The 14,956-nt window shown below is 57.2% G+C and carries 14 protein-coding genes and 1 pseudogene; 5 read left to right on the top strand and 10 right to left on the bottom strand.

The window, feature by feature from the left end:
• The 5 genes and pseudogenes from CKW15_RS15955 to CKW15_RS15940 form a co-directional block, all read right to left on the bottom strand.
• Positions 1–161, bottom strand: a pseudogene (locus CKW15_RS15955) (IS256 family transposase); the annotation flags it as partial.
• Positions 162–616: 455 nt separating this feature from the next.
• Entirely contained in the window at positions 617–769 is a 153-nt protein-coding gene (locus CKW15_RS28485; RefSeq protein ID WP_177408783.1) for a hypothetical protein, read from the bottom strand.
• 343 nt (positions 770–1,112) lie between these two features.
• Positions 1,113–2,084 (bottom strand): GTPase, encoded by a 972-nt coding sequence (gene yjiA, locus CKW15_RS15950; protein ID WP_095057191.1) that lies wholly within the window; start codon positions 2,082–2,084, stop codon positions 1,113–1,115.
• A 122-nt stretch (positions 2,085–2,206) separates the two neighbouring features.
• Entirely contained in the window at positions 2,207–2,404 is a 198-nt protein-coding gene (locus CKW15_RS15945) for a YbdD/YjiX family protein (RefSeq protein ID WP_003182142.1), read from the bottom strand.
• 15 nt (positions 2,405–2,419) lie between these two features.
• A complete protein-coding gene (locus tag CKW15_RS15940) occupies positions 2,420–4,486 on the bottom strand; it encodes a carbon starvation CstA family protein (protein WP_095057192.1) in 2,067 nt (688 codons plus the stop codon).
• 157 nt (positions 4,487–4,643) lie between these two features.
• Between CKW15_RS15940 and CKW15_RS15935 the strand changes: the two genes are divergently transcribed.
• Complete coding sequence (locus CKW15_RS15935) at positions 4,644–5,012, top strand: PilZ domain-containing protein (RefSeq protein WP_095152367.1); 369 nt, start codon at positions 4,644–4,646, stop codon at positions 5,010–5,012.
• Positions 5,013–5,032: 20 nt separating this feature from the next.
• Here the strand turns inward: CKW15_RS15935 and radA are convergent, their stop codons facing one another.
• Complete coding sequence (gene radA, locus CKW15_RS15930) at positions 5,033–6,400, bottom strand: DNA repair protein RadA (RefSeq protein WP_095057194.1); 1,368 nt, start codon at positions 6,398–6,400, stop codon at positions 5,033–5,035.
• Between the two features lie 636 nt (positions 6,401–7,036).
• On the opposite strand from radA, the gene mscL reads away from it, so the two are divergent.
• Positions 7,037–7,450: a large-conductance mechanosensitive channel protein MscL gene (gene mscL / locus CKW15_RS15925; protein ID WP_095057195.1), complete on the top strand. Its 414-nt coding sequence runs from the start codon at positions 7,037–7,039 to the stop codon at positions 7,448–7,450.
• Between the two features lie 46 nt (positions 7,451–7,496).
• Here the strand turns inward: mscL and CKW15_RS15920 are convergent, their stop codons facing one another.
• Positions 7,497–8,273, bottom strand: a complete 777-nt coding sequence (locus tag CKW15_RS15920; protein ID WP_095057196.1) for a ferredoxin--NADP reductase — start codon at positions 8,271–8,273, stop codon at positions 7,497–7,499.
• A gap of 303 nt (positions 8,274–8,576) precedes the next feature.
• Between CKW15_RS15920 and CKW15_RS15915 the strand changes: the two genes are divergently transcribed.
• Positions 8,577–9,290: a LuxR C-terminal-related transcriptional regulator gene (locus CKW15_RS15915; RefSeq protein WP_095057197.1), complete on the top strand. Its 714-nt coding sequence runs from the start codon at positions 8,577–8,579 to the stop codon at positions 9,288–9,290.
• 175 nt (positions 9,291–9,465) lie between these two features.
• Complete coding sequence (locus CKW15_RS15910) at positions 9,466–10,590, top strand: methyltransferase (RefSeq protein ID WP_095057198.1); 1,125 nt, start codon at positions 9,466–9,468, stop codon at positions 10,588–10,590.
• A gap of 74 nt (positions 10,591–10,664) precedes the next feature.
• Here CKW15_RS15910 and CKW15_RS15905 read toward each other — a convergent pair whose 3' ends face one another.
• Genes CKW15_RS15905 through CKW15_RS15895 form a run of 3 tightly spaced genes read right to left on the bottom strand, consistent with a single transcriptional unit; the run spans position 10,665 to position 13,294 of the window.
• Complete coding sequence (locus tag CKW15_RS15905) at positions 10,665–10,832, bottom strand: DUF2474 domain-containing protein (protein WP_095057199.1); 168 nt, start codon at positions 10,830–10,832, stop codon at positions 10,665–10,667.
• A gap of 14 nt (positions 10,833–10,846) precedes the next feature.
• Positions 10,847–11,854, bottom strand: a complete 1,008-nt coding sequence (gene cydB / locus CKW15_RS15900; RefSeq protein WP_095057200.1) for a cytochrome d ubiquinol oxidase subunit II — start codon at positions 11,852–11,854, stop codon at positions 10,847–10,849.
• 3 nt (positions 11,855–11,857) lie between these two features.
• Positions 11,858–13,294, bottom strand: coding sequence for a cytochrome ubiquinol oxidase subunit I (locus CKW15_RS15895; protein ID WP_095057201.1), 1,437 nt, complete (start codon positions 13,292–13,294; stop codon positions 11,858–11,860).
• A gap of 421 nt (positions 13,295–13,715) precedes the next feature.
• On the opposite strand from CKW15_RS15895, the gene CKW15_RS15890 reads away from it, so the two are divergent.
• Positions 13,716–14,954, top strand: coding sequence for an MFS transporter (locus CKW15_RS15890; RefSeq protein WP_095057202.1), 1,239 nt, complete (start codon positions 13,716–13,718; stop codon positions 14,952–14,954).
• Positions 14,955–14,956: the final 2 nt, after the last annotated feature.

The following is a 14,956-nucleotide window of genomic DNA, read 5'->3' as shown; positions in this document are numbered from 1 at the left end:
CCAAGCTCAGCACTGAGGGCTCGCTCGATCAAAGCCTTCTTGAACGCCGCAGAGGCGTCCTCAATGGCTTCAGCGGTCATCGGTCCATCGGTGAATTGCTCGAGCAGCTCTTTCGGGATTTTCGGTAACTCTCGCAACGCGGGTTTCTTTTTGGTTGGCATACATGCACCTCTTACTCATGTTATGCCCGAACACAAAATTTCTGACACCCCCCGTATATTTTAGATCGCTTTCAAAAACATGTTTCAGATAATTATACCAACGAGCACAAAAGACACCGAAATCGTCGCAATCACTTACTTTAGCTTCAAAAGGTAACGATGCAAGAACTCCAATATTCTGCTCATACCTCGTTTGCAAACAATCATCACCTTCACATTCCATCAACGATAAAAATGCAGACCCATTCAGTAATGCTTGCCGATCAACCCCAAAGTAACGCAGAACGCCTTTATCATCTCTGTGTAGAAGATCAATTGTCTTGCGCATCGCCTCATGATCTGGAGCGTTTGCAACACTCCCGGTTTTTCGCTGTTTGAAACTCAGAGTATCCGTCAACATCGCTAGCACTCGAAATAGACAGGGCCGGAAAAACCGGCCCTGTATTCAGGTTAGGTCAGCAGCCGCAGCCGAGAACGGTGCAACTCAGGGTCCCGCACGACATATTGGTGCACATGGTTTCACCACCGACGTCAGCCTGGCCAGCACTTACATAGGCTTCGAACTCGGAATCCAGCTCACCGGACAGATCCATAATTTGCTCTTGCATGGTATTTCTCCTGACAAAAATAATTGCCTTAGTTGGCACCAGCAAACTTACCACTCACTAAAGATCCGTACAGCCCATCATTTAAAACCGAATGTAAGTAGCCCAGCCAGCACAATCAAAAACAGATTAAAACCCTCATTCAATCTAATGCAACACTTAATACAACCACACCACCCGAATATCAATAAAACCAACCCTGCCTACACTAACCCCCACATCAACCCTTACAAAAAAGCAAAAACATCAAACAAAAGATAGAGAACAGAAATACCCCCATAAAAAACGCCCGCTTAAGGCGGGCGCTTGATATCAATTATTTGAATTACATTGGGTTCGTGCTTACTTAATCCGCGGCAACTCGCGCAAACCCTTCACGAATTTTTTCTTCCGGCAAATCATCGGCGATGAACACGATCACGCTTTCACGTGCCTCGCCCTCTGCCCACTCGGTGTCCCAGTCGAAACCGTATAGTTTGAGCACACCCTGGAACACCATGCGGCGTGGTTCGCCCAGGATGCTCAGCACACCTTTGTAGCGCAGCAATTGCTTGCCATGCTCCTCGAGCAGTTCGTTCATGAACTCGCTGAGCTTGTCGATATCCAGCGGCTTTTCGGTGCGCAGCACCAGGCTGGAAATACGATCGATGGAGGGGCCCTGGCTGACCGGACGCAAACTCACGCCGCCTCCGAGGTCGGCATTGAGGTTGAAACCGCGCACGTCGAGCAACTCAGCCAAATCGATCTTGCCGTGGTCGACCACGCGGATCGGTGCACGGCGGTTGATCCGGGTCAGGCGCTCGCTCAATGCGGTGAAGGTTGGCTCGTCGACCAGATCACGTTTGCTCACCAGCAAGCGGTCGGCGAAACCGATCTGCGCCTGGGCGATGGTCTGGGTCAGGTGAACGTCGGCGTGCGCGGCGTCGACCAATGTAATGATGCCGTCGAGGATGTAGCGCTCACGCAGTTCCTCGTCGATGAAGAAGGTCTGTGCCACCGGGGCCGGGTCGGCCAGGCCGGTGCATTCGATCACCAGGCGGTCGAAGGCGATGTCGCCGCTGTCGAGGCGCTCGAGCAGCAGGTACAAGGCTTTGGTCAGGTCGGTGTGAATGGTGCAGCAGACGCAGCCGTTGGACAGCGTCATCACTTGTACCGGCTCGTCGCCCAACAGTTGGGTGTCGATACCGGCGTCACTGAATTCGTTCTCGATCACGGCGATTTTCAGGCCGTGCTCGGCTTTGAGCAGATGGCGCAGCAAGGTGGTTTTGCCAGCGCCGAGGAAGCCGCTGAGGATTGTGACTGGAATAGGCGCTGACACAATAAGGTCTCCAAGGTGCAGAAAAAACTGTAGGAGCCGGCTTGCTGGCGATGGCGATTTCCAGAACGCCATCGCCAGCAAGCCGGCTCCTACAGAGATGATTGTTGCCTAAGTGCCTTGTTTCAACAGCACTTGGGCCCACCCTTGCCACCGTAACGCGCTTCCTGACGTTCGCGGAAGAACGCTTCGTAATCCATCATCGGTTTGTCCGGGTGCTTGGTCTGCATATGCTCGACGTAGTTGTCGTAGTCGGGCATGCCGACCATCAGGCGCGCAGCCTGACCGAGGTATTTACCGAGGCGACTCAGGTCATTGAACATGGTGCAAATCCTCGATTACGCGTCCGGCAGTGCCTGGAATGGCGATTCTTTATCCGTACGCTCTTTTTTGCCCCAGGCGGCGATGCCAACCTTGAGCGCATAGAACAGGATGCTGAACACCACGAACAGGAACAGCGCGGTCAGCGTTGCGTTGGTGTAGGCGTTGAAGATCACGTGTTGCATTTGCTCAACGCTCTTGGCCGGGGCGAGGATCTGGCCGTTGGCCAGGGCATCGCTGTATTTCTTCGCCAGGGCCAGGAAGCCGATCGCCGGGTTGGCGTCGAACAGCTTGATGAAGCCTGCGGTGGTGGTGCAGATCAGCAACCACACGGCCGGCAACATGGTGACCCAGACATACCGCTGGCGCTTCATCTTGATCAGCACCACGGTGCCGAGCATCAGCGCGATACCGGCCAGCATCTGGTTGGAGATACCGAACAGCGGCCACAAGGTGTTGATGCCGCCCAGCGGATCGATCACGCCCTGGTACAGCAACCAGCCCCACATCGCCACACAACCGGCGGTGGCAATCAGGTTGGCGGTCCAGGATTCGGTGCGTTTCAGCGCTGGCACGAACGAGCCAAGCAAGTCCTGCAGCATGAAACGCCCGGCACGGGTACCGGCGTCGACTGCGGTCAGGATAAACAGCGCTTCGAACAGGATCGCGAAGTGGTACCAGAACGCCATGGTGTTTTCACCCGGCAGGACGCTGTGCAGGATTTGCGCAATACCGACCGCCAGGGTCGGTGCGCCGCCGGCACGGGCCAGAATGGTGGTTTCACCAATGTCGTGGGCCACCGCTTGCAGCGCTTCCGGGGTGATTGCAAAGCCCCAGCTGCTGACGGCTTGCGCCACTGCGACCACATCACCACCGACCACGGCCGGAGGGCTGTTCATGGCGAAGTACACGCCTGGCTCGATCACCGACGCGGCGACCATGGCCATGATGGCGACGAACGACTCCATCAGCATGCCGCCGTACCCGATGTAACGGGCGTTGGTTTCGTTATCCAGCAGCTTCGGCGTGGTGCCGGAAGCGATCAGCGAGTGGAAACCCGAGACCGCACCACAGGCGATGGTGATGAACAGGAACGGGAACAGACCGCCCTTCCAAACCGGACCGGTGCCGTCGACGAACTGGGTCAGCGCCGGCATTTTCAGCTCGGGCATGGTCACCAGAATGCCAATCGCCAGGGCGACGATGGTGCCGATTTTCAGGAAGGTAGAGAGGTAGTCACGCGGTGCCAGGATCAGCCACACCGGCAATACCGCCGCGACAAAACCGTAGCCGATCAGCATCCAGGTGATCTGGATGCCGGTAAAGGTAAAGACCTTGGCCCACACCGGATCCGCAGCAATTTGCCCGCCGAGCCAGATCGACCCGAGCAGCAACAGCACGCCAATCACCGAGATCTCACCGATGCGACCCGGTCGGATGTAGCGCATGTAGATGCCCATGAACATCGCGATCGGGATGGTCGCCATCACCGTGAAAATACCCCACGGGCTTTCGGCCAGGGCTTTCACGACGATCAATGCCAGCACCGCGAGGATGATGATCATGATCAGGAAGCAGCCAAACAGCGCAATGGTGCCGGGAATGCGGCCCATTTCCTCGCGGACCATGTCCCCCAGGGAACGGCCGTTGCGACGGGTGGACATGAACAGGACCATGAAGTCCTGAACGGCACCCGCCAGCACCACGCCGGCGATCAGCCACAGCGTGCCGGGCAGATAACCCATCTGCGCCGCCAACACCGGGCCCACTAATGGCCCCGCGCCGGCGATGGCCGCGAAGTGGTGACCGAAAAGGATATGTTTGTTGGTTGGAACGTAGTCCAGACCGTCGTTGTTGAGCACGGCGGGGGTGGCCCGTCGCGGGTCGAGTTGCATCACATTGTTGGCGATGAACAGACTGTAGTAGCGATACGCAACCAGATAGATGGCCACGGCAGCGACCACAATCCACAAGGCGTTGATCGCCTCGCCCCTGCGTAATGCCACAACGCCCAGCGCGCACGCACCTATGATTGCCAGCAACAACCAGGGTAAATGGCGTAGCAGGCTATTATTATTTTTCATTTTTTTATTCCAGCCAGAGTGGACAAGAAGACAGCCACAACGAGTTTAGCGCTCCTGACGACAAAGGCCATACCCAACGTTGGTCTAGAGCCCTGCCCTGGCTGGCAGGTACCGACAATGCGGGTCTATAGTCAGCGAACATCAAGAGGATTGCGCCATGAGCGAGCACGCTGCCGATCGCCGTCGCTTCAAACGTATCGCGTTCGATGCCCGAACCGAACTGAGCCAGGGAGAGTACATCTGGCCGGTGAAGTTGATTGATGTGTCGCTCAAGGGCTTGCTGATCAAGCGACCTGAACCTTGGCTGGGCAATGATGAGCAGGACTTTTCAGTCGACATTCATTTGAGCGAAGACATCAACATTTTCATGGATGTGCACCTGACCCACGAAGAACACGGCCAGATCGGCTTCGTCTGCCGGCACATAAGCCTGGAGTCCATTGAGCGCCTGCGTCGACTGATCGAGCTCAACCTGGCCGACGAGCAGGCGCTTGAACGCGAGTTGGGCGAACTGATCGAAATCTGATCACGTAGAGGGACTGTATTTTATTCGAAGAGCGCGTCGAGGGCCTGTTCCAGTCGCGTCACTGCAATGATCTGCAACCCTGCCGGCGACTCCTTCGGCGCATTGCCCTTGGGCACGATGGCCCGTTTGAAGCCGTGCTTGGCGGCTTCTTTCAAGCGCTCCTGACCGCTCGGCACCGGACGGACTTCACCGGACAACCCGACTTCACCGAATACCAGCAAATCGTGTGGCAGCGGACGGTTGCGTAGGCTGGACATCACGGCCGCCATCAACGCCAGGTCTGACGCGGTTTCCAGCACTTTCACCCCACCGACCACGTTGAGAAACACATCCTGATCGTGGGTGGGGATGCCACCATGACGGTGCAACACCGCCAGCAACATCGCCAAGCGGTTCTGATCCAGCCCGAGCGTGACCCGACGCGGATTAGCCAGGTGGCTGTCATCCACCAGCGCCTGGACTTCCACCAGCATCGGCCGGGTGCCTTCCCAAGTCGCCATGACCACACTGCCCGGGACTTCTTCCTGAGCACGGGTCAGAAAAATCGCAGACGGGTTGGAGACTTCTTTCAGGCCTTTGTCGGTCATGCCGAAAACGCCCAGTTCGTTGACCGCGCCGAAACGGTTCTTCACCGCCCGCAACAGGCGCAAACGGCCATCGGACTCACCTTCGAAATACAACACGGTGTCGACCATGTGTTCCAGCACTCGCGGACCGGCCAAAGCGCCTTCCTTGGTCACGTGGCCCACCAGGAAAATCGCCGTGCCGCTCTGCTTGGCATAACGCACCAGCAACGCCGCACTCTCGCGCACCTGGGATACACCGCCGGGAGCCGATTGCAGTTGCTCGGTGAAGATGGTCTGGATCGAATCGATCACCATCACTTTGGGTTTTTCCACCCGGGCCGTGGCGATGATGGTTTCAATGCAGGTCTCAGTCATGACCCGCAGCTGATCCTGGGGCAAACCGAGTCGCCGGGCACGCATGGCTACTTGTTGCTGGGACTCTTCGCCAGTGACGTACAACGCGGGCATGCTTTTGGCGAGGTTGCACAAGGTTTGCAACAGAATGGTTGACTTGCCGATGCCGGGGTCACCACCGATCAGCACGACCGAACCGTCGACGAGGCCTCCGCCCAGTACCCGATCCAGTTCGCTGGACGCGGTAGAGAAACGCGGTATCTCCTCGACGCTGACCTCTGCCAGTGTCTTGATCTGCGCCTGCTGGCCGGTCCAACCGGTACGACCGCTGGGCGCTGCTGCCCCGCCGCTTTCCACCATGGTTTCGGTGAGCGTGTTCCAGGCGCCGCATTCACCGCACTGGCCAGCCCACTTGGGGAAGGTTGAGCCGCACTCGGTGCAGCCGTACATGCGCTTGGCCTTGGCCATCGGAACTCCCGGAAAAAAACGCGATGATAGCTCAGGTTGAGCCCATCAGCGCGGCAAGATGATGACTGATGTTTTGGAGTTCAATGATGTATCCGTTTAACTGGCATTTATCGAGACACGATCACTGCGCAATTAACTCTTGTATAAGTTTTCTGTATCAGAACCTATACAAACCCGACGATGATCACCAAGGATCCCACACAAAACCTATACAACCTTTAACCAGTTCAATATGCACTGCACAATTAGCCAGAGAGAACGCTTCTTGTTTGAATTATTTTAAACAAGACATTCAAACCTAATACCTTTCCATTACAACCTTCACGCTGCGCAACAATTCAATGCACCGTTCACAGCACTTGCACAAACTAACTCTTTAGATAATTAGCCGTCTAAACGCCTAATAAATACAACTGACCGAACCTGCCAGATAGCGCTGAATATCGCTCGGCACATTCATGATGAAACTTCAGGGCCGTCCACAACCCGGGCCCCATCTTCGAGCACTCCCTGCGCCCTTTTCACCGATGGCCTGGCTGATAGCACGCTAATGCTGTGAGAGGTTGTTTCGAGCAAGAAGCGATCAGCTGATTTACACTGCCCTCATCAATCTCATCTGTAACAAGGAAATAACCTATGGGCGTGCTCAATGAATTCAAGGCCTTCGCGGTCAAAGGCAACGTGGTCGACATGGCTGTCGGCATCATCATCGGCGCTGCTTTCGGCAAGATCGTTACGTCGTTTGTCGGCGACCTGATCATGCCGCCAATCGGGATGCTGATCGGTGGCGTGGACTTCAGTGACCTGGCGATTACGCTCAAAGCTGCGGACGGTGCCGCCCCGGCGGTGATGCTTTCATACGGCAAATTCATTCAGACCATCATCGACTTCATCATCGTCGCCTTCGCGATCTTCATGGGTGTCAAAGCCATCAACCGCCTGAAGCGCGAAGAATCCGTGGCGCCTTCCCTGCCGCCGGTTCCGACCAAGGAAGAAGAGTTGCTGGGCGAGATCCGCGACCTGCTGAAGGCCCAGAACAACAGGCCTTGAATGCATTGGCTGGATAAAAAACGGCGCCCGTGAGGCGCCGTTTTTTTTACCAGAAGTTTTCCACCGCCACCTGCCCGGGTCGTCGGCTCAAGCTCAGGTGCATGTCGCGCTGCTTGAGCAGTTTGCGTGTGTCATCGATCATTTGCGGGTTACCGCACAGCATCACCCGCGAGTGCTCAGGGCTCAGCGCTACGCCAGCCGCCCGCTCCAGCTCGCCATTTTCGATGAGCGTCGTGATTCGTCCGTTCAGGGTTCCGGGATGCAGTTCGCGCGTGACCGTCGCGATGAATTGCAGTTTATGTGCGTACTCCGCCAGATACTCTCGTTGTGCCAGCCCGGCAATCAGCGCCTGATAGGCCAATTCCCGGGTTTCACGCACGCTGTAGACCAGAATGATGCGCTCAAATTTCTCCCAGACCTCGAAGTCCTGAAGTATCGAAAGAAACGGGGCAATGCCCGTGCCGGTGGATAACAGCCACAGGTCACGCCCGTCGACAAAACGGTCAAGCGTCAGGTAACCAAAGGCCTGGCGGTCAACCAGCAGTGTATCGCCGATACCCAGGCGACTGAGCTCGCTGGTGAACTCGCCTCCCGGGACGACGATGGAAAAGAACTCCAGGAACTCATCAAAGGGCGATGACACCATGGAATAGGCGCGCCATACCGTACTGCCATCCGCTCTGATAACCCCCAGCCGTGCAAACTGCCCTGCGCGAAAACGGAAGCCTGTATCACGGGTGGTGCGCAACGTGAACAGGTTCTCCGTCAACGGCTGTACGTCGAGCAAGGTCTGATGCGTGAATTTCTCTTCGCTGGCGGTCATGGGGCGCTCCATTCAACAGATACGGGCAGTGTCCCGCAAAGTCCGGAGCGTAACCACCCATAGTTTGTAATGTCTTTAATGCCTGTAAGTTATTGATATTGAATTATCACGTTCGATAACAACATTAAATGTCAGATGGCATTTCAATAGTACTCTTCTGATTAAGAACCAGAGGTGTACTTTTTCTTATTTACAAGAGCAAAAAAGTCACAGCGTTGCGCTAGGAATTATCCTACACTCGTGGCGTGCCGGATTTCGGATCCAAGAAAGCACCCAGAGGACTCGCGCAAATGGAGAGCAAGAATGGAGATCTGGAAGGAATCACAGCTTAAAACGCTTTCACATACACAAGAGATCAATACTGCCTACCGATTGTCGCTTAATTTTATCAGGAATCTCGGATACGAATTTTGTGGATTTTCAGTAACGTCTAACAGCAGTGCGGCAGATTTAAATATTGTGAACCTGAACAATTTCCCTCGGATGAGGAGTCATCCGCCTGAACCAAACAGCGTTATCCACAAAAACCCGATAGTAGCCCATTGCAATCAATCCGAGCTGCCGATTCTCTGGAGCGAAGAGCTTTTTTCCCGGGTGCCACGGCTTTGGCAAACGCTGCAACATCAAGGTTTGCACCACGGCTGGTCGCAAGCGATCCACGATGAAGAAACAGGATTGCTCAGCATCCTGAGCCTGGCAAGAAGCCACTGCCCGATTTCAGCCTTTGAGCTGTATGAAAACATGGGGTTCACGGTTTTCATCAGCCGCCACCTGCACGCCTTGGCAGCCCGGACACACCCGAAAAAACCGCCCTGCCTCGAGACATCACCATTATCGGTGCGGGAAATAGAAGTATTGAGGCTGTCAGCCGATGGCAAGACCGCCTTTGAGATCTCCAAGATTCTCAGTTTGAGTGAACGCACAGTCAATTTTCATGTACACAAAGCCATCCAGAAGCTAGGCGTTAACAACAAAATGGCGGCAGTCATCGCCGCGACCAGGTCCGGAGCCATCTGAAAACGCTCACCAGCGGGAAAACCTGCGAGTAATCCCACCGAAAAAAAAGTACCATTTGCGACCCTCCTGAGTGATGACGCGTGATCCTTTCGCGACGCAATACACTCGGACGGCTCCGCCCGCTTCAACGCCCTCGGGCTGCGGAACATCCGTTGACAACCCAGAGCCCCGCCCCATGCCTTTGCTCGAAACACCTTTCGCCAACCTTGACCTGATCCGTCAGCCGGAACAGCAAAACGAACCGCTGCAAGCCTTCGATGCCGCTGACGAATACCTGCTCAACTATCTGGCCGAACAGCAACCGACAGCGGACACCCGGGTGTTGGTGCTCAACGACAGCTTCGGCGCTTTGGCCGCCAGTCTGGCAGGAAAAGTCCAGGTGATCAGCAGTGGTGATTCGTACCTGGCCGCACAGGGGCTGGAAAAAAACCTTGTACGCAACGGCTTGGCGTTTGATGCCGTGGCGAGCGTGCCGGCCAGCGAAGCGTTGGTCGGGCCGTTCGATCGCGTGCTGGTCCGGGTACCGAAAACCCTGGCACTGCTGGAAGAGCAACTGATCCGCCTGCAAAGCCAATTGGCGCCCGGCGCTCAAGTGATTGCCGGTGCCATGATCAAGCATTTACCAAGGGCGGCGGGCGACTTGCTGGAGCGTTACATCGGTCCGGTGCAAGCCTCGTTGGCGGTGAAAAAGGCGCGTTTATTGATCGCAACAGCCGAAACCAAAGCGCCCGCCACTTCACCCTACCCGACTCGTTATCGACTCGAAACGCCTGCGATTGAACTGCTCAACCACGCCAATGTGTTCTGTCGCGAAGGCCTGGACATTGGCACGCGAGCCTTCTTGCCGCACCTGCCAAAAAACCTGGGTACGGCGCGGGTCGCCGATCTCGGCTGCGGCAACGGGGTATTGGCTATCGCCAGCGCCCTGCAAAATCCGCAAGCCCACTACACGCTGGTGGATGAATCGTACATGGCCGTGCAATCGGCCGGCGAAAACTGGCGCGCGGCGCTGAGTGACCGGGAAGTGATCGTGCGCGCCGATGACGGTCTGGCCGGGCAGGAACCGCAATCGCTGGACGTGGTGCTGTGCAACCCACCCTTTCATCAGCAACAGGTCGTGGGCGACTTTCTCGCCTGGAGGATGTTTCAGCAGGCCCGGGAAGCGCTGGTCGTGGGGGGCGCGCTGTACATCGTCGGTAATCGTCACCTTGGCTATCACAGCAAACTGGCGCGGTTGTTCCGTGGTGTCGAGCAAGTGGCGGCCAATCCGAAATTCGTGATCCTCAAGGCACGCAAGTAACAGGCAAAAAAAACCCTCCAGCCGGAGGGTTGTAAATCCGCGCCTGATGGCGACGGGATGGGATGTCTGGTGGTTCAGTGGGTGGTCAGGCCAGCGGCGTTCATGAACATGCGCATCAGGCTGGCGACGATGAACAATGCACCGACGCTGCCCGCCCAGATCATGGCCAACCAGCCAAGCCGCTGCCACAGCGGCTTTTTTTCGGCTTCTTCAATGTCGTGCAAGGTGTGTTTGCCGCTCATTGTTTAGACCTCCTTTAGTGGTAACCATCCTCGTGGGTCACCTTGCCGCGGAACACGTAGTAGCTCCAGAAGGTGTAACCCAGGATGAACGGGATGATGAACAGCGTGCCTACCAGCATGAAGCCTTGGCTCTGCGGCGGTGCGGCGGCGTCCCAGATCGAGATCGACGGCGGCACGATATTCGGCCACAGGCTGATACCCAGCCCACTGTAGCCGAGGAAGATCAGCACCAGCGTCAGCAGGAACGGCGTGTAATGCGCGTTGCGTGCGACGGCGCGGATCAGGCCGTACATCGTGACCAACACCAGAATCGGTACCGGCAGGAACCAGAACAGGTTCGGCAAGGTGAACCAGCGCGCCGCAATCTCGGCGTGGGCCAGCGGGGTCCAGATGCTGACGATGCCGATCACCGCCAACAACACGAACGCCAAGGGCCGCGCCAGGTCGTGCATCTGTTCCTGCAACTTGCCTTCGGTCTTCATGATCAGCCATGTACAACCGAGCAGCGCATACGCCACGACGAGGGCCGCACCACAGAACATCGTGAACGGTGTCAGCCAGTCCAGTGAACCACCAGCAAACTGCCGATTGACCACTGGCAGCCCATCGATGAAAGCCCCGAGCGCAACACCCTGGAAGAATGTTGCAGTGACCGAGCCACCGATGAACGCCTTGTCCCACAAGTGTCGTTTGTCGTCCCTGGCCTTGAAGCGGAACTCGAAGGCCACACCACGGAAAATCAGCCCGATCAGCATGAAAATCAGCGGCAGATACAACGCCGAAAGCACCACCGAATAAGCCAGCGGGAAGGCGCCGAACAGCGCTGCACCACCCAGTACCAGCCAGGTTTCGTTGCCGTCCCACACAGGGGCGACGGTGTTCATCATCACGTCACGGTCGGTTTTGCCCGGAATGAACGGGAAGAGAATCCCGATACCCAGATCGAAGCCGTCCATGACCACGTACATCATGATGCCGAAGATGATGATCACGGCCCAGATCAGCGGAAGATCAATACCCATGATTCAAATCTCCTTGGTCACGGTGTGGCCGGCATCAGCGTGATCGTCGTCGGCGGCGGACAGCGGACGGGCGGGCGTGCGTTTCTGGCCGGGGCCACCGTCGTTGGTTTCCTTGCCTTCGTCGATCTTCGGCCCTTTGCGCACCAGGCGCATCATGTAGCCAAGACCGGCGCCGAACAGCGCGAAATACACCACGACGAACAGGATCAGGGTGATGCTCATCTGCATGAAGCTATGGTTGGAGGACGCGTCCGCCGTGCGCATCAAGCCATACACCACCCATGGCTGACGGCCGATTTCCGTGGTGAACCAGCCAGCGAGAATCGCGATCAGGCCGGACGGTCCCATCCATAACGCCAGGTACAGGAACGGTCGCGAGGTGTAGAGCTTGTCGCGCTTGCGCAGCCACAAGCTCCACAACCCGGTGAAGACCATCAGGAAACCCAGACCAACCATGATCCGGAACGACCAGAACACGATGGTCGAATTCGGCCGGTCTTCAGGCGGGAACTCCTTGAGCGCCGGCACCTGTTTGTCCAGCGAGTGCGTGAGGATCAGGCTGCCGAGGTACGGAATTTCGACGGCGAATTTGGTTCTCTCTTCTTTCATGTCCGGCCAGCCGAACAGGATCAACGGCGTCGCCTCGTCACCTTTGTTTTCCCAGTGTCCCTCGATCGCGGCGATTTTCGCTGGCTGATGCTTGAGCGTGTTAAGGCCGTGGAAGTCACCGATGACGGCCTGGATCGGCGCGACAATCAGGGCCATCCACATCGCCATCGAGAGCATTTTACGGATCGCCGGGTTGTCCTTGCCGCGCAACAAATGCCAGGCCGCCGAGGAGCCGACGAAGAACGCAGTCGCAACGAACGCCGCCGTTGCCATGTGCATCAGGCGGTACGGGAACGACGGGTTGAAGATCACCGCCAGCCAGTCGGTCGGAATCACCTGGCCGTTGATAATTTCAAAACCTTGCGGGGTCTGCATCCAGCTATTGGACGCGAGAATCCAGAAGGTCGAGATGAGTGTGCCTATGGCCACCATGACCGTGGCAAAGAAGTGCAGGCCGCGTCCGACTTTGTTCCAGCCGAACAGCATGACCCCGAGGAACCCGGCCTCGAGGAAGAATGCGGTCAACACTTCATAGGTCAATAGCGGACCGGTCACGGACCCGGCGAAGTCCGAGAAGCGGCTCCAGTTGGTGCCGAACTGATAGGCCATGACCAGGCCCGAGACCACCCCCATGCCGAAGTTGACGGCAAAGATCTTCGACCAGAAGTGGTAGAGGTCACGGTAGATGTCGTTATGGGTTTTCAGCCACAGGCCTTCGAGTACCGCCAGGTAACTCGCCAGACCGATGGTGATGGCCGGAAACAGGATATGGAACGAGATGGTGAACGCGAACTGAATTCGGGCGAGATCAAGTGCCTCTAAACCGAACATAAGTCTTCCTCTGTCAGGTAGTACGGCTGCGGGCTGAAAGCCTGCACCCACGGCCCCCACGGGTATGGACTGTGGCGAATCTCTGTTTGTTCTTTTTTTATACGCATCACAACGCAGGGTCTGGCCAACCGGCCACCGGATCAATTCCGTTTGAGGGTTTTGATCTGGATCAATCAACGTTGAAAGAGTAGTCCCATTTCCGGGGATGACTCGCGTGGTCTTTTGCCGCGTGACAAGTTGCCTCAGGGTTGGCGAAATGGCCTGAAACATTCTTGGTGTGGCGAGGGAGCCTGCTCCCTCGCCACATGATTTTCCATTGAGTGGACAATCGATGTCTGGCTAACTAAATTTTCCGTCACTGCAACTTCCTGTTACAGGTTGATGATAACCTCGCCATTCCCCTCCCCCAGATTTGCCGCAGATGCCCAGCCAAGAGCCCTTGCTGTTACGTCACCATCGTCCGTTCCTAGCGTTCTGGCTGGCCCGGGTTTTCACCGCCAGCGGTTTTCAGATGCTCACGGTGGCCATCGGCTGGAACCTGTACCAACTGACGGGCAACGTACTCGACCTCGGGCTGGTCGGCCTGGTGGAGTTCGCCCCACGCGTGTTGTTCATGCTGCACACCGGGCACGTCGCGGATCGCTATGACCGGCGCAAGGTCGCGGCGATCTGCCAGTCGTTGCAAGCACTGATCGCCCTGTCGCTGGCCATTGGCAGTGCGACCGATCATGTCACTCGGGAATTGATCTTCATCCTCGCCTTTCTGCTCGGTGCGGCCCGCTCCTTCGAAATGCCGACCACTCAGGCCCTGCTGCCGAGCATCGTGCCCAGCGCGTTGTTTCCCCGGGCTGTTGCTGCCGCGCAGTCGGCCCAGCAATCGGCAACCATCGTCGCGCCAGCCCTCGGCGGTTTGCTCTATGCCTTCGGCAGTGTCTGGGTGTATGGCCCCACCGTGCTCCTTTACGTGATCGCCTGTTCCTTGATGCTCAACCTGCCCGCACGGCAAACGCCGCTGAACAAAGGCAAGGCCACGCTGGATTCGCTGCTGGCAGGTATTCGCTTCATTCGCAGCCGACCGGACATTCTCGGGGCTATCTCGCTGGATTTGTTTGCCGTGCTGCTGGGGGGTGCAACGGCGCTGCTGCCGGTATTCGCCAAGGACATTTTGCTGACCGGACCGTGGGGGCTCGGCCTGTTGCGCTCGTCACCGGCAGTGGGTGCCTTGCTGATGTCACTGTTCCTGGCGCGATTTGCCGTGGAACGCAACGTCGGCCGCGTGATGTTTACGGCCGTGGGTGTGTTCGGCGTGGCGACCATCGCCTTCGGCCTGTCGACCTCGTTCTGGTTCTCGCTCGCCGTGCTGGTGGTGCTGGGCGCCGCCGACATGATCAGCATGGTGATCCGCGCGTCGTTCGTACAACTCGAAACCCCGGACGAAATGCGCGGCCGGGTCAGCGCCGTGAACGGGTTGTTCATCGGTGCTTCCAACCAGCTGGGCGAATTTGAATCGGGGTTGACCGCCCACTGGTTCGGTACCGTACCGGCCGTGGTCATGGGTGGCATCGGTACGCTGGTGGTGACCGGCACCTGGATCAAGCTGTTCCCGAGCCTGGCCAATCGCGACCGGATGCATGTGCCCAAGGAAGAAGTGAAGGCCTGACC

Source organism: Pseudomonas sp. Irchel s3b5 (genome assembly GCF_900187435.1).
Lineage (GTDB): Bacteria > Pseudomonadota > Gammaproteobacteria > Pseudomonadales > Pseudomonadaceae > Aquipseudomonas.
The sequence above is the reverse complement of the archived record's forward strand: the minus strand, read 5'-3'. Positions and strand labels throughout refer to the sequence as shown.

Bases quoted from the DNA above. Each gene is read 5' to 3' on its own strand.
- CKW15_RS15935 (WP_095152367.1), top strand. From the start codon at position 4,644: ATGAGCGAGCACGCTGCCGATCGCCGTCGCTTCAAACGTATCGCGTTC.
- CKW15_RS15895 (WP_095057201.1), bottom strand. From the start codon at position 13,294: ATGTTCGGTTTAGAGGCACTTGATCTCGCCCGAATTCAGTTCGCGTTC.
- CKW15_RS15920 (WP_095057196.1), bottom strand. From the start codon at position 8,273: ATGACCGCCAGCGAAGAGAAATTCACGCATCAGACCTTGCTCGACGTA.
- CKW15_RS15945 (WP_003182142.1), bottom strand. From the start codon at position 2,404: ATGTTCAATGACCTGAGTCGCCTCGGTAAATACCTCGGTCAGGCTGCG.
- CKW15_RS15905 (WP_095057199.1), bottom strand. From the start codon at position 10,832: ATGAGCGGCAAACACACCTTGCACGACATTGAAGAAGCCGAAAAAAAG.
- CKW15_RS15910 (WP_095057198.1), top strand. From the start codon at position 9,466: ATGCCTTTGCTCGAAACACCTTTCGCCAACCTTGACCTGATCCGTCAG.
- CKW15_RS15915 (WP_095057197.1), top strand. From the start codon at position 8,577: ATGGAGATCTGGAAGGAATCACAGCTTAAAACGCTTTCACATACACAA.
- cydB (WP_095057200.1), bottom strand. From the start codon at position 11,854: ATGGGTATTGATCTTCCGCTGATCTGGGCCGTGATCATCATCTTCGGC.
- CKW15_RS28485 (WP_177408783.1), bottom strand. From the start codon at position 769: ATGCAAGAGCAAATTATGGATCTGTCCGGTGAGCTGGATTCCGAGTTC.
- CKW15_RS15940 (WP_095057192.1), bottom strand. From the start codon at position 4,486: ATGAAAAATAATAATAGCCTGCTACGCCATTTACCCTGGTTGTTGCTG.
- CKW15_RS15890 (WP_095057202.1), top strand. From the start codon at position 13,716: ATGCCCAGCCAAGAGCCCTTGCTGTTACGTCACCATCGTCCGTTCCTA.
- radA (WP_095057194.1), bottom strand. From the start codon at position 6,400: ATGGCCAAGGCCAAGCGCATGTACGGCTGCACCGAGTGCGGCTCAACC.
- mscL (WP_095057195.1), top strand. From the start codon at position 7,037: ATGGGCGTGCTCAATGAATTCAAGGCCTTCGCGGTCAAAGGCAACGTG.